This window comes from Bradyrhizobium sp. CCBAU 11434, assembly GCF_028128895.1.
GTDB classification, from domain to species: domain Bacteria; phylum Pseudomonadota; class Alphaproteobacteria; order Rhizobiales; family Xanthobacteraceae; genus Bradyrhizobium; species Bradyrhizobium zhengyangense.
Map to the genome: position 1 here is coordinate 28,001 of NZ_LBJX01000083.1, position 12,864 is coordinate 40,864.

Here is a 12,864-nt window from a genome sequence, read left to right on the forward strand (position 1 = left end):
GCGGTCGCGCGCCCAATATTGCATTGCCTGCGCAACGTTAACGCCATATTTGTCTGGCGGGGCTGAGCGCGATGGAGATGTCATGGCCGCCGAAATTCGTACTTTCACCTGTTTAAACGACAATTTCGGTTATCTGATCCACGATGTGGAAACCAAGGCAACCGCGTCGATCGACGCCCCCGAAGCTGGCCCCATCATCAGGGCGCTGGAGCGGGAGGGCTGGCAGCTCACCGACATCCTGATCACACACCATCACGGCGATCACGTCGGCGGCGTTGCCGAGCTCAAGCAGAAATACGATTGCCGCGTCGTCGCGCCGCATGACAAGACGACGAAAATTGCGGACGTCGATTTGCGCGTTGCCAATGGCGACGTGGTCAAGGTCGGCACGCTGCTCGCGCGCGTGCTGGAGACGCCCGGCCATACGCTCGACCACATCTCTTACGTGTTCGACACCGAAAAGACGCTGTTCGCCGCCGACACGCTGTTCTCGATCGGCTGCGGCCGCGTGTTCGAAGGCAACTATCCGATGATGTGGGACTCGCTGTTGAAGCTGCGCGCCCTGCCCGACGACTTCAAGCTCTATTGCGGCCACGAATACACGGCGTCCAACGTCAAGTTCGCGCTCACGGTCGAGCCCGACAATGCGGCGCTTCAGGCACGAGCGGCGGAGGTTGCGAGGCTGCGGGCAGAGAACAAGCCGACGATTCCCTCACTGCTTGGTGATGAGAAGCGAGCAAACGTGTTCCTGCGCGCCGATGAACCGGCGGTCGCAGCCAGGCTACACATGAAGGGCGCGGATGCCGCCGCAGTGTTCGGCGAGCTGCGCGAGCGCAAGAACAAGTCCTGAAGAACAAATCCTAAAGCAAAGTCCTGAAGACTAACTCCTGACGGGGATCGATGCCGACCGCAGCCGAGATCATCGCGCGCCTCGAACTCCGCCCGCATCCCGAGGGCGGCCATTACCGCGAGACCTTTCGCGACCAGACCACCGACGTTAATGGCCGCTCGCGCTCGACCCTGATCTACTTCCTGCTTGCGCGCGGCGAGCGCTCGCACTGGCACCGGATCGATGCGGTCGAGACCTGGCACTACTACGCCGGTAGCCCCTTGATACTGCGCATCGCCCATGAGGGCTGCTCCCAACACGAGGTGCGGCTCGGCACCGATCTTGTGGGCGGCGAGCGGCCGCAGGCGATCGTGCCGGCGGACGCCTGGCAAATGGCGAAGACCACCGGTGAGTGGACGCTGGTCGGCTGCACAGTGGCGCCGGCGTTCGAGTTCGCAAAGTTCGAGCTCGCGCCGAAGGGCTGGGAGCCGTAGCGCCGCAATCTGGAATCGGGTGGGTTCGGTCCATCGCGCATCGTAGGACGGCGCTATCAATAAGCAGGAGCGCAAGATGCACGGTACATTCGATCCCCCGACGGTTCAGATCGACCCGGCCATTCTCTATTTCGGAACACCCGTCGTCCTGATCGGGTCGACCAATGAGGACGGCTCACACAATCTCGCACCGATGTCCTCGGCGTGGTGGGTGGGGTGGCGCTGCATGCTCGGACTCGCCCGCAATTCCAAGACCACCGAGAACATGATTCGCACCGGCGAATGCGTGCTCAATCTGCCGTCGGCCGACCTCGTCGCGACGGTCGACCGCCTCGCCCGCACTACGGGCTCGGATCCAGTCCCGCTCGGAAAACTCTATCGCGGCTACAGGCACGAGAAGGACAAGTTCGGCCTCAGCGGCTTGACGGCGCTACAGGGCGAAACGGTCAGCGCGCCGCGCGCGGTTGAATGTCCAGTGCAGATGGAGGCCAAGGTCGCCCATCTACACGACATGGCACAGGATGACGCGGTCTGGCGCGGCAATCTCGCAGCAATCGAGGTCCGCATCACCCGCGTGCATGCGCATCGCGGAATCATGATGAGCGGAACCAGCAACCGCATCGATCCCGACAAATGGCGGCCGCTGATCCTTAGCTTCCAGGAATTTTATGGCCTGACACCAGAGCGCTTGCAGCGCTCCGAACTCGGACAGATTCCGGAAGCGATGTATCGACCGCCGGGCTGGCAGCCGGCGCCTTGATGCGCGCTCATCAATCCAGATCGGCTGGCGCGGGAGCCCGGACAGGCAGTCGACGAATAATCCTCGTCGGAAGCTTTTCGTAGGCCGGTCGATAACCACCGATTCGATATTCTTCGACTGTCAATTGGATGAAGGATTTTCCATCGGTGACCGTAACCGTCTCGGGTCGGCTATTCCCGCGCTCGCTCCGATGAATACCCGTGAACGTCTTGGGCGTCGCACTGACTTGCGCCGTCGCGCCCGGAGCAGCGAGCACGGAGATCAGGATCGGTAAAACGGCGATCAAGCGAATCATCGCTTCCTCCACACCATGTCCTTCGCCGCAATCAAGCCGCCGCCGGCGATCAGGATCGCGGCAATCGCAATGTTGGCGCTGGCCTTGGCAAAGCCGGCGGCGATGAGGAAGCCGGTCGAGAGCAGCGGCGTCGCGTAGGAAGCGGCGCCAAGCACGCGGATGTCACCGCGCTTCATGCCGATGTCCCACGCATAGAAGGCCGCACCGACGGGACCGATGCCGAGCGCGATCACGGCGAGCCATTGCAAAATGGTCTCCGGCCATACCGTGGTCTCGAGCAGACCATGCATCAGCGCGGCGAGCAGCGATGTGGCGAGGCAGAAGCCGGCGACCGCATCGGTCGGCACTGCCTTCAATCGCCGCGACAGCACCGAATAGGTCGCCCAGACGAAGGCGGCGATGAAGGCCGCGATCAATCCCGGCACCGCACCCGGCGCGAAGCCTGACGTATTGCCGGCGAACAGCAGCACTGTGCCGACGAGACCGAGGACAGCACCAATGATGTGATGCACGGCCAACCGCTCGCCAGGCAGGAAGGACGAGAACAGCACGATCAGCAGCGGCCACATGTAGTTCAGAAGGCCGGTTTCGGCGGGCGGCGCAAAGCGCAGCGCGAGGAAATAGAGCGCGTGGTAGCCGAACAAGCCGCCAACGCCGACGACCCACACGACCAGTGGCTGACGCAGGCTGTTCGCGGCGTCAGCGCGGCCGATCCAGGTGAGGAGCCCGACGAGACCGCCGATCGCAAACGTCATGGCGGCGAGCTGGAACGCCGGAATCTTGCCGGTCGCGACCGTCATCACTGACAGCAGCGACCACATCAGGATCGCGGTCAATCCGATCAGTGTGGCGGTGCGCGGGGTCATCGATCAAAAGGCTCTGAGGACGCTTATGCCCGGCACGAGGCCGGGCATTTGCGTTTTCACTATCGCCTTGTCGCGTCCAACGCTACAGGCTTGATGTCCTATCAGGCCTGATACTGACCACCATTGATGGTCATCGTCGAGCCCGTGATGAAGCCGGCGTCGTCGGCCGCGAGGAACACGACCGCGCGCGCGATCTCCTCGGGCTCGCCGAGCCGGGCGACGGGAATCTGCGGAATCACGTTCTTCTCCAGGACGTCCTTCGGCACCGCCTGCACCATTTCGGTGTTGATGTAGCCGGGGCAGATCGCGTTCACGGTGATGCCGCCCTTGGCGTTCTCGAGCGCGAGCGCCTTGGTGAAGCCGATGTCGCCGGCCTTCGCCGCGGAATAGTTGACCTGGCCGAACTGACCCTTCTGGCCGTTGATCGACGAGATCGAGATGATGCGCCCGAATTTTCGCGAACGCATGCCCTCGATCACCTGGCGCGTCATGTTGAACAGCGATCCGAGATTGGTGTTGATGACGGCGTTCCACTGCTCGAGCGTCATCTTGTGGAAGGCGGTGTCGCGGGTGATGCCGGCATTGTTGACGAGCACCTCGACCGGCCCGAGATCGGCCTCGACCTTCTTCACGCCCTCGGCGCAGGCATCGAAGCTGCTGACGTCCCATTTGTAGACGGCAATACCGGTCTCGGCCTTGAACTTCTCAGCCGCCGCGTCGTTGCCGGCGTAGCTCGCGGCGACCTTGTAGCCGGCCGCCTTCAACGCCTTGCTGATCGCAGCTCCGATGCCCCGCGTACCACCCGTCACCAATGCAACTCGTGCCATATCGTATTCCTTCCCTTGGACTCTTCGGACGTTCTGAGTGATCGTTTTTAGTGATGGATTATGCGGTTGGTTTGACGGACATCAAGAACAAAACGCCCGGCGTTGAGCCGGGCGTTTGTATTTAGTTGAGGCTTGCGCGGTTGCGAAGAATATTTGATTTGCAACCGCTGCTTTTTTAATCGCGTGCAACGCACTCACTGACGTGTGCAGCGCACCCGTCAGTCAAGTGTCAGCTTCAGTCGCGCGCGAGACACATCGCGATACCCATGCCGCCGCCGATGCACAGCGTGGCAAGGCCCTTCTTCGCATCACGCTTCTGCATTTCGTGCAGCAGCGTCACCAGCACGCGCGCGCCGGACGCGCCGACCGGATGACCGATCGCGATCGCACCGCCGTTGACGTTGACCTTGGAGGTGTCCCAACCAAGGTCCTTGTTGACGGCGCAGGCCTGCGCCGCGAAGGCCTCGTTGGCCTCGATCAGGTCGAGATCGCCGACGCTCCAGCCGGCCTTCTTCAGCGCGGCGCGCGAGGCCGGGATCGGGCCCGAGCCCATGATCTTCGGATCGACGCCGGCCTGCGCCCAGGACACGATGCGCGCGAGCGGCTTCTTGCCTTCCTTGGCGGCCTGCTTGGCCGTCATCAGCACCACGGCGGCGGCGCCGTCATTGATGCCGGAGGCAGAGCCGGCGGTGACCGTGCCGTCCTTCTCGAAGGCAGGCTTGAGCTTGGCCATCGCATCGATCGTGGCGCCATGGCGCGGATATTCGTCAGCGCTGACGACGATGTCGCCCTTGCGGGTCTTGATGGTGACGGGGACGATCTCATCCGTGAACTTGCCGGCCTTCTGCGCAGCTTCAGCCTTCTGCTGCGAGGCGACTGCGAACTCATCCTGCTGGGCGCGGGTGATCTGCCACTGCCGCGCGACGTTCTCGGCGGTGTTGCCCATGTGGTAGCCGTTGAAGGCATCCCACAGACCGTCCTTGATCATGGTGTCGACGAACTCGACCGCGCCCATCTTGACGCCGCCGCGAAGGTACTGGGCGTGCGGAGCCATGCTCATGGATTCCTGGCCGCCAGCGACCACGATCTCGGAATCACCATTGAGCAGCGCCTGGTAGCCGAGCGCGACCGTGCGAAGACCCGAGCCGCAGAGCTGGTTGACGCCCCAGGCCGGGCTCTCCACGGGGATGCCGGCTATGATCGAGGCCTGGCGGGCCGGATTCTGGCCTTGGGCAGCGGTCAGGATCTGGCCCATGATGACTTCCGAGACCCGGCCGGGCTCGATGCCACCGCGCTCCAGCGCGGCCTTGATGGCGACGGCGCCGAGGTCATGTGCGGGAAGGGTCGCGAAGGCTCCGTTGAAGCTTCCGACCGGGGTGCGGGCGGCGCTGACGATGACGACATCGTCTGACATGGGCATCTCCTGAGGCTTGAGGTTCTGTGTAGAGGGGGCGGCGGGGCTGGAAAAGCGTTCGCCAGTCTCGTGAGCCATCCTGTTAACGTCGTTGAGGCATGTCAATCGGCCGGCGACCGAATTCATGCCGCAGCGCATTCAAAATAGCGTTCTTGGCGCTTTCGCAAGCAAGATTTTGCACCGCGATTAACCGTGCCGCACAAAACGGTAGCGTGAGCCCTTTGAAAATGCTTATTTTGTTGCGTTGCGTACTCTTCCCGCCCTGCGGCATAGCCCTGCAGGTTCCTGTTCTCCGCGTTTGCAAGTGAGAGCCCATGGCGAAATCAGACCAACCCACCACGATCAAGAAATACGCGAACCGCCGGCTCTACAACACCGGAACGAGCACCTACGTGACGCTCGAAGACCTCGCCGCCATGGTCAAGGACGGCGAAGATTTCCTGGTCTACGACGCCAAGACCGGTGACGACATCACCCGCTCCGTGCTCGCCCAGATCATCTTCGAGCAGGAGAACAAGGCCGGCCAGAATCTCCTGCCGACCACCTTCCTTCGCCAGCTGATCCGCTTCTACGGCGACAGCATGCAGATGGTGGTGCCGAAATATCTGGAGCAGTCGATCGCGACGCTGACCCAGGAGCAGGAGAAGTTCCGCAAGCAGATCGCCAACACGCTGTCCGGCACGCCCTTCGCGCCGCTGGAAGAACAGGTCCGCCGCAACATGGAGCTGTTCCAGCAGACCTTCTCGATGTTCAAGCCGTTTGTCCCCACGCCGGGCCGCCCGGCGGGCACGCCGGAGCCAGAACCCGACGCCAGCGCGGAGCCGGCCAAGGACACCAACATCGACGACTTGCGCCAGCAGATGAAGGACATGCAGGAACGCCTCGAGCGGATGTCGAAGAAGGACGAGTAAGTCCCTTCACAACGGCGGGCGCGTCCGACTGCGGCGGGCGCGCGAATTCCCGATTGATTGCGGCATCGCCGTTGGCGGCGCCGCCCTCCCCGGCCAGGGCCGGAGCCGCCATGTCTGACCGAACTACGCACTGGCAGAATGTCTACGCCACCAAGGGCGAGACCGAGGTCAGCTGGTTTCAGGACAACCCGGCGATCTCGCTCGAGATGATCCGAGCGGCCAGTCCGGATCATACCGTCGGCATCATCGACATCGGTGGCGGCGCATCGCGGCTGGTCGATGCGCTGCTACAAGATGGATATCGCGACATTGCGGTGCTGGACCTCTCCGCCAACGCGCTCGACGCTGCAAAGACGCGAATCGGTACGGCCGCCTCAGCGGTCGACTGGATCGTTGCCGACGCCACGTCATGGCGCCCGGCGAGGACGTGGGATGTCTGGCACGATCGCGCCGCGTTTCACTTCCTAACCGATCCGCACGACCGGGCTGCCTATGTCGAGCGACTGCGGTCGGCGGTTGCGCCGAGCGGACACGTGATCATCGCAACGTTCGCGCCTGACGGCCCGGAGAAATGCAGCGGGCTGCCGGTGCAACGGCATGACAGCGCGAGCCTCTCAAGCGAGCTTGGGCCCGGGTTCGAGCTGGTCGAGACGCGCAGCGAGACACATCAAACGCCGTGGCAATCGACACAGGCGTTTCAGTTCAGCCGGTTTCGGCGGCGGGGCTAGCTTTCGTCAGGCCGCCAGCTTCACCGCATGGGCAAAGTCCCAATAGAGCTTGCGCGCCTTGGTGTAGAACGGACCCGGCTGCAGCTCCCGCTCGTCGATACGAATCACGGGCGCGACCTTGGCAAAATTGCCGGTGGAGAAAATCTCGTCGGCGGCGAGAAAGTCCTGATAGCGCAGCGTCTTCTCGACCACGGTGACGCCGTCGCCGCGGAGCAGGTTGATCACGCGCTGGCGCGTGATCCCATTGAGGAAGGTGCCGTTCGGCGCCGGCGTGAAGACAACACCGTCCTTGGCCATGAACACATTGGAATTGCCGAACTCGGCGACATTGCCGAGCAGGTCGAGCATCAGCGCGTTCTGGAAGCCGCGCGATGCTGCTTCGGCGAGAGCGCGAATTGTTCGGGTAGAGGCAGGCGGCTTTCGCATCGACCGGCGCACATTCGGCGGTAGGCCTGCGGAACGGCGACAGCGTGATCGCATTGCCGGTTGGTTTTGGCATCGGCGCCTCGTAGATGCACAGGCACCAATTGGTGGTCTCGGGGTCGAACAGCACGCCGCCGCCGGCGCCATTCTGTGCCCAATACATCGGACGGATATAGAGCTCGGCATTCGGTGCGAATCGCGCGATGCCGTCATTGGCGAGCGCCAACCAGGTGTCGGCATCGACCACCGGCTTCAGGCCGAAATTGATCGCGGATTGATTGGCGCGGGCAATGTGACGGTCGAGATCGGGCGCGACGCCTTCGAAGGCCCGCGCTCCGTCGAACACCACCGAGCCGAGCCAGGCGCCATGCGTACGCGGCCCCATGATCGGCACATTGCCCTCGTGCCATTTGCCTTCGAAGAAGGTCCAGCTCGGCGAATAGTCAATCGGCTTCTTGATCTCGGCCACGACAGGCCTCCCTCGAAAAATATCCGGGCACTATTGTCCCAATTTCTAAACGATTTGCTGCGGCGAAGCATCAACTCTCGCCCCGAACGGAGGTTGAGACAACATCGCGAGCAAACCGGCTATAATGCCCGGCACGTCACTGGAGTTTCCCATGCCGCTCGATCCACTCGCGAAGCGCTTGCTGACCATGATGGCCGCAGCTGCGCCGCAGGCGCGGACCCGGCCGAGCGTCGAGGCGCGTCGGCAATCGCTGGCGAAGCTGATGCAGTTTGCCCGAGCCGAGGCGCCTGATGTGACTGCCTCCGACGGCGTATTGCCCGGCCCCGGCGGAGAGCTGCCCTATCGGCTCTATTCGCCAACGTCTGCCGGCGCCCGCTCGCCAGGCTTCGTTTTCTTTCATGGCGGCGGGCTGGTGGCAGGCAACATTGCGACGCATGACCGTATCGCGGCGGCGCTGGCGCATGCGACCGGGTGCCGTCTCGTGTCGGTCGACTACCGCCTCGCGCCCGAGCACCGATATCCCGCTGCCGTCGACGACGCGATCGCGGCCACCGAATGGGTGGCGCGCGAAGCTGAAACACTCGGCATCGATGCCGAGCGGCTGGTTGTCGGCGGCGATTCTGCTGGCGCCACGCTTGCGGCGATCGTCTGTCAGGAGGCGGCACAGATCGCCGGCCTCTCTATCGCCGCACAATGCCTGATCTGTCCGGTGCTGGATTTCGAGGAGATCTCCCCCTCGCGCGAGGCGTTCGCGGAAGGGCATCTGATCGACCGCGTCACCATCGAGGCCGATCTGTCCGACTATCTGCCCGAGGGGCTGGATGCCGCCGATCCCCGCATCTCCCCGCTGCGCGCGACGCGGCTCGCAGGCCTGCCGACGACGATCATCCACACCGCCGAGTTCGACCCGATGCGCGACGAGGGCAATGCCTATGCGCGCAAGCTGCTCGCCGCGGGCGTCTCGGTCGAGCACGTCTGCCATGACGGCATGGTCCACAATTTCCACGCCATGGGCGCGATCCTGCCGCAGGCGCAGCTCGTACTGTCGCAGATCGGCGAGCAGGTCAGACGCGCGGTGGAGAAGTAGGCACGCGAGTCACGCTCTCGCGTCGAGCACGGCCTTCGCAGCGGCAACATATTCCGGCCAATGCGCATCCGCATAGCGTCCGGCCTGCCGCACGCAGGTGACGTCGGGTGCATGGGCTGCGGCAATCATGCGCGCGAAGCGCTCTTCGGCGACGGTAGTGTCACCAACAGCCGGAATCGGCGCGGCGGTCACGGCGGTCGGAGCCACGGCAAGCCCAGCCAGACCAGCGAGCAGGATGCGGCGTGACGTGTTCATGGCTGTCGTCCTCTATTGGCCTGCCGGCACTGTGGTGGGCAAGTGTGTCTGCGCGATTACGGCAAGGTAACCGGGCACGTCCGCATCGTCCACGGCGCACGGATAGACCTTGACCCCACGGACGATCACGTTCCATCTAGCGAGCCATTCCGTCACCTGAGTGCCACGCGTCGGATAGTCACGTGCTCCACCGCAGCCCACCATATCGTCCGGCTTGGCGCGCCGTCGCGATGGGACTGCTTTGCCTGACGGCCTCGGCGGGCGCCGCCTACGCCGCCGATGAGGAGGACACGCCGGCAAAGCCTGCTGTCCCGAACATCTATCTCGATCTCCGCACGACCTATGCAACGATCCCCGCGGGCACGTTCGGACTTGGGTTCGGCAACACCTCACTCTCAGCCGCGTTCGAGGCGCTGGCGACGCTGCGCGGCGGGACACTGCCGAACGGCTTGCCGGCCGCGAAATCGATCGCCGTCGACCTGCCGCTGACCGTGGATGTCAGCGATCGCGTGTCCCTCTATGGCGGCGTCTCCGGCTCGTCGACGGATATCGGTGGCGGCTGGTCGTCCTTCGACATCACCAGCTGGAATATCGGCGTGCAGGCCGATCTCCACCAGCAGAACGGAGGCACGATCCCGACCATCACGCTGCAATCCACCCTGACGCAGTCGGTGCCGAACGAACAGGGCATGACGAATTCGTTCAACCACGTTCTGGAATTCGACAACGCGCTTGACGAGGACGAGACGCGGGGCTGGCTCGCCGGCGTGCAATACACCCACACCGACATCGCCAGTCCGCTCGCCCGGATCAAGCCGAACACGATCCTCTATGCCGGCGGCTATTACCAATGGCCAAGCAATTGGAAGTTCACCGGACGCCTGGGCGTGCAATCATTCGGCGGCGCGCAGCTCGCGGGCCGGACGCTGGCCGAGGCCTTCACCCAGCCCATCCTGCGGCTCGACCTCGACCGCATGGATGACAATGACAACCGTCTGTTCGGCATCACCGCGCAGATCGCGTGGATGCCGAAGCCGTCCTATCAGGTGACCCTGCGCACGCCGCTTTACGCCGTGCGCAATTGACCGCGAGCCATGGTGGATATTTTGCAAACACCGCGTCAACCGCTCGTTAATCCTCTTCCGAAAACGTCGAGCGCGTTACATTGCCGCAAGTAACCTAGCGCGACACTGAGGCGACCTTTCACTTCGTTTTCGCACTGGAGTCTGCGAATGTCCCGCTTGGTCACGGAACGGACGTTCCTTGCTGGGAAGATCTTTTTCAATTTCGGCCAGTCGTCGATCGACTGCGTCGTGCGCCGGCTTTCCGAGGAAGCCGCGACGCTCGAAATGGAGAGCGGCCTCGGTGTTCCCGACCGGTTCCAGCTCAGGCTTCAGGGACGCGATATCCTGAGCTGCCGGGTGATCTGGCGGTCGGACCGTCAGGTCGGGGTTGCCTTCGAGCAGCCGGACGCCATCGATCGCCCGGCCGGCGACGGACAGGGACGCTCGACCGATGCGCTGATGCGCGCCCAGATGCTGGCGCTGCGCGCGGCCCTCGATCACGTGCCGACCGGAATCGTGCTGCTCGATGCCAATCTCAGGGCGCGCCTCATCAACCGGTCGTTTCGCCAGATGTGGCACTTGCCTGACCAGGTCGCCGACAGCAATCCGTCCATTCTCACGCTGCTTCATCACGGGCGCGACATCGGAGCCTATGAGGTGCCAGACCCCGTCCTCGAGGCCCACGTGATGGAGCGCGTCCGCGTGATTGAGGCTGGCGATCCGACCCCCATCGATGTGCGCCAAACCAATGGCGACGTCGTGCGCGTCCAATGCACGCCATTGCCGGACGGCGGGCGCATGCTGACCTATACGCCGGTCACCGACATTGTGCGTACCTCGGACGAGCTGAAGCTGCTGCGGGACGCCCTGGAGAATGTTCAGGACGGCGTTCTCCTGCTCGACTCCGACTTGAACGCGAGCTTCATGAATCTGCGGATGCGCCGGTTCTGGGAGGCGAGCGAGGAGGAGGCCGCGGTCCGCCCGGCCTACGCTTCACTTGTGAGCCGCATGCAGCGCGCCAGCGCACCCGACCTGGCGGCGAACGAGCTGGCAAAATTCCCGGGCAAGCGCGTTGCCGAGGTCATGGCCGGCGATCACGTGCGCGACCTTCAAACGCCCGACGGGCGGCGGATCAGGGCTCATTGCACCACGATGTCGAATGGCGGCCGGATGCTGACCTATGTCGACATCACTGATCTCACCAACAAGGCCGCCATGCTGGAGCGACTGGCGACCACCGATTCGCTCACGGGCCTGTACAACCGTCGGCATTTCCTGGGGGCGCTCGATGCGGAATGGAGCCGCTTCCAGCGCTATTACCGCTCCGTCTCGGTTCTGATGCTCGACATCGACCATTTCAAGTCGGTCAATGACCGGTACGGTCATGCGGTCGGTGACGAAGCGATCAAGGCCGTTGCAGCCGCATGCAACGAGGGCAAGCGCAAGTCCGATCTCGTCGGTCGTATCGGCGGCGAGGAGTTCGCGGTTCTGCTGCCCGAGACCAGCCTGTCACGCGCCAAACTCGTCGCAGAGCGAATCCGCAAACGCGCGATGGCGATCCGGCTGAACGCCCATCAGGTGCAGTTCGGCGTCACCGTCAGCATTGGAATTGCCGAGGCCACCGTCAGCATGTCCGGCATCGACGCGCTGATGGGCGCGGCCGATGAGGCGCTCTACCAGGCCAAGAACGAGGGCCGCAATCGCTGCATCGCCTGGAATCCTCCGCCGCCTGCAAACAGGGCGGCGGAGTGATCGTCCGCAGCCGATTTAATCCGGCACAGGTACATCGAAAGTGTTCAGCGTCACCGAGACCATGCAATAGACCCCGACGAGATAGGACAGCTCGGCCGCGCCGTGCTCGCCGAATTCCTTCACCGCGGCCCGATAGGTCAGCTCAGGCAGAACGCCACCGCTCACCAGCGCAGACGCCATGTCATAGGCAACGGCCTCCTGCTTGGTGAGATCGACCGGCCGCTGTCCGGCGACGATGGTCGCGAGCTTCTCGTCGGAGAGGCCGCGCTGCTCGGCCACCAGCACATGGGCGTAGAGCTCGTAGCCCGAGCGGAAATGCGAACCGGTGACGAGGATCGCGACCTCGCGCACGGGCGCCGGAAGCAGTGGGTTCGACGCAATCGCCTTGACCAGCTCCCATACCGGCTTGCCGAAGCGCGGTTCGCTGATCCAGGGATTCCAGGGACCAAGCAGTGCGCCGTCCTCGCGCATGTTCACAAAGCCCTTGAAGTGATCCTTGATGCCCGCTTGCATGTCGGCATAGAGCGGCTTCTGTTCGTCGCTCAGCTCTTTCGGATCGAGAATGGGAAGGCGCACGGCAGGATCTCCTCGTTGAGAAGGGGCGACCGTCGCCCGCGTGCGCGTACATGACAAGTGAAGTTGCTGTGACGACCGTGCAAATTCACAAAATGGCAGCACGAAGCCTACAAG

Annotated in this window: 14 protein-coding genes and 1 pseudogene; 8 read left to right on the forward strand and 7 right to left on the reverse strand. The window is 63.6% G+C overall.

The annotated features are described in order from the left end of the window. Positions 1–82: 82 nt before the first annotated feature. The 3 genes from gloB (at position 83) to XI06_RS18505 (ending at position 2,083) form a co-directional block, all read left to right on the forward strand. The gene (gene gloB, locus XI06_RS18495) at positions 83–850 is read left to right on the forward strand and encodes a hydroxyacylglutathione hydrolase (RefSeq protein ID WP_271606086.1); all 768 of its coding nucleotides are present in this window, start codon (positions 83–85) and stop codon (positions 848–850) included. 50 nt (positions 851–900) lie between these two features. Beyond that, positions 901–1,323, forward strand: coding sequence for a cupin domain-containing protein (locus tag XI06_RS18500; protein WP_237864219.1), 423 nt, complete (start codon positions 901–903; stop codon positions 1,321–1,323). Positions 1,324–1,399: 76 nt separating this feature from the next. Further along, on the forward strand, positions 1,400–2,083 hold the full coding sequence (locus tag XI06_RS18505) for a flavin reductase family protein (protein ID WP_271606087.1): 684 nt from the start codon (positions 1,400–1,402) through the stop codon (positions 2,081–2,083). A gap of 10 nt (positions 2,084–2,093) precedes the next feature. Here the strand turns inward: XI06_RS18505 and XI06_RS18510 are convergent, their stop codons facing one another. The 4 genes from XI06_RS18510 to XI06_RS18525 form a co-directional block, all read right to left on the reverse strand. Continuing rightward, positions 2,094–2,378, reverse strand: a complete 285-nt coding sequence (locus tag XI06_RS18510; protein WP_271606088.1) for a hypothetical protein — start codon at positions 2,376–2,378, stop codon at positions 2,094–2,096. Next, positions 2,375–3,244 (reverse strand): aromatic amino acid exporter YddG, encoded by an 870-nt coding sequence (yddG, locus tag XI06_RS18515; RefSeq protein ID WP_271606089.1) that lies wholly within the window; start codon positions 3,242–3,244, stop codon positions 2,375–2,377. Before yddG ends, XI06_RS18510 begins: the two co-directional genes overlap by 4 nt. Before the next feature lie 101 nt (positions 3,245–3,345). Continuing rightward, positions 3,346–4,071 carry an acetoacetyl-CoA reductase gene (phbB, locus tag XI06_RS18520; RefSeq protein WP_237864223.1) on the reverse strand — a complete coding sequence of 242 codons (726 nt, stop codon included), beginning with the start codon at positions 4,069–4,071 and terminating at the stop codon, positions 3,346–3,348. Positions 4,072–4,306: 235 nt separating this feature from the next. Then, positions 4,307–5,485 (reverse strand): acetyl-CoA C-acetyltransferase, encoded by a 1,179-nt coding sequence (locus tag XI06_RS18525; protein WP_237864224.1) that lies wholly within the window; start codon positions 5,483–5,485, stop codon positions 4,307–4,309. A 314-nt stretch (positions 5,486–5,799) separates the two neighbouring features. Between XI06_RS18525 and phaR the strand changes: the two genes are divergently transcribed. Further along, complete coding sequence (gene phaR, locus XI06_RS18530) at positions 5,800–6,396, forward strand: polyhydroxyalkanoate synthesis repressor PhaR (protein ID WP_237864225.1); 597 nt, start codon at positions 5,800–5,802, stop codon at positions 6,394–6,396. A 110-nt stretch (positions 6,397–6,506) separates the two neighbouring features. Further along, positions 6,507–7,124, forward strand: a complete 618-nt coding sequence (locus XI06_RS18535) for a class I SAM-dependent methyltransferase (protein WP_237864226.1) — start codon at positions 6,507–6,509, stop codon at positions 7,122–7,124. Between the two features lie 6 nt (positions 7,125–7,130). Here the strand turns inward: XI06_RS18535 and XI06_RS43900 are convergent. Continuing rightward, positions 7,131–8,016 (reverse strand): annotated as a pseudogene (locus XI06_RS43900) (branched-chain amino acid aminotransferase). 151 nt (positions 8,017–8,167) lie between these two features. Between XI06_RS43900 and XI06_RS18545 the strand changes: the two are divergent. Further along, entirely contained in the window at positions 8,168–9,103 is a 936-nt protein-coding gene (locus XI06_RS18545) for an alpha/beta hydrolase (RefSeq protein ID WP_271606090.1), read from the forward strand. Positions 9,104–9,112: 9 nt separating this feature from the next. Here XI06_RS18545 and XI06_RS18550 read toward each other — a convergent pair whose 3' ends face one another. Continuing rightward, positions 9,113–9,358 (reverse strand): hypothetical protein, encoded by a 246-nt coding sequence (locus XI06_RS18550; RefSeq protein WP_237864229.1) that lies wholly within the window; start codon positions 9,356–9,358, stop codon positions 9,113–9,115. A 230-nt stretch (positions 9,359–9,588) separates the two neighbouring features. Between XI06_RS18550 and XI06_RS18555 the strand changes: the two genes are divergently transcribed. Both XI06_RS18555 and XI06_RS18560 read left to right on the forward strand, forming a co-directional pair. Then, positions 9,589–10,443 carry a hypothetical protein gene (locus tag XI06_RS18555; RefSeq protein WP_333909350.1) on the forward strand — a complete coding sequence of 285 codons (855 nt, stop codon included), beginning with the start codon at positions 9,589–9,591 and terminating at the stop codon, positions 10,441–10,443. A gap of 147 nt (positions 10,444–10,590) precedes the next feature. After that, on the forward strand, positions 10,591–12,174 hold the full coding sequence (locus XI06_RS18560) for a sensor domain-containing diguanylate cyclase (RefSeq protein WP_271606092.1): 1,584 nt from the start codon (positions 10,591–10,593) through the stop codon (positions 12,172–12,174). A 15-nt stretch (positions 12,175–12,189) separates the two neighbouring features. Here XI06_RS18560 and XI06_RS18565 read toward each other — a convergent pair whose 3' ends face one another. Then, the gene (locus XI06_RS18565) at positions 12,190–12,750 is read right to left on the reverse strand and encodes a carboxymuconolactone decarboxylase family protein (RefSeq protein ID WP_237864232.1); all 561 of its coding nucleotides are present in this window, start codon (positions 12,748–12,750) and stop codon (positions 12,190–12,192) included. Positions 12,751–12,864 lie beyond the last annotated feature (114 nt).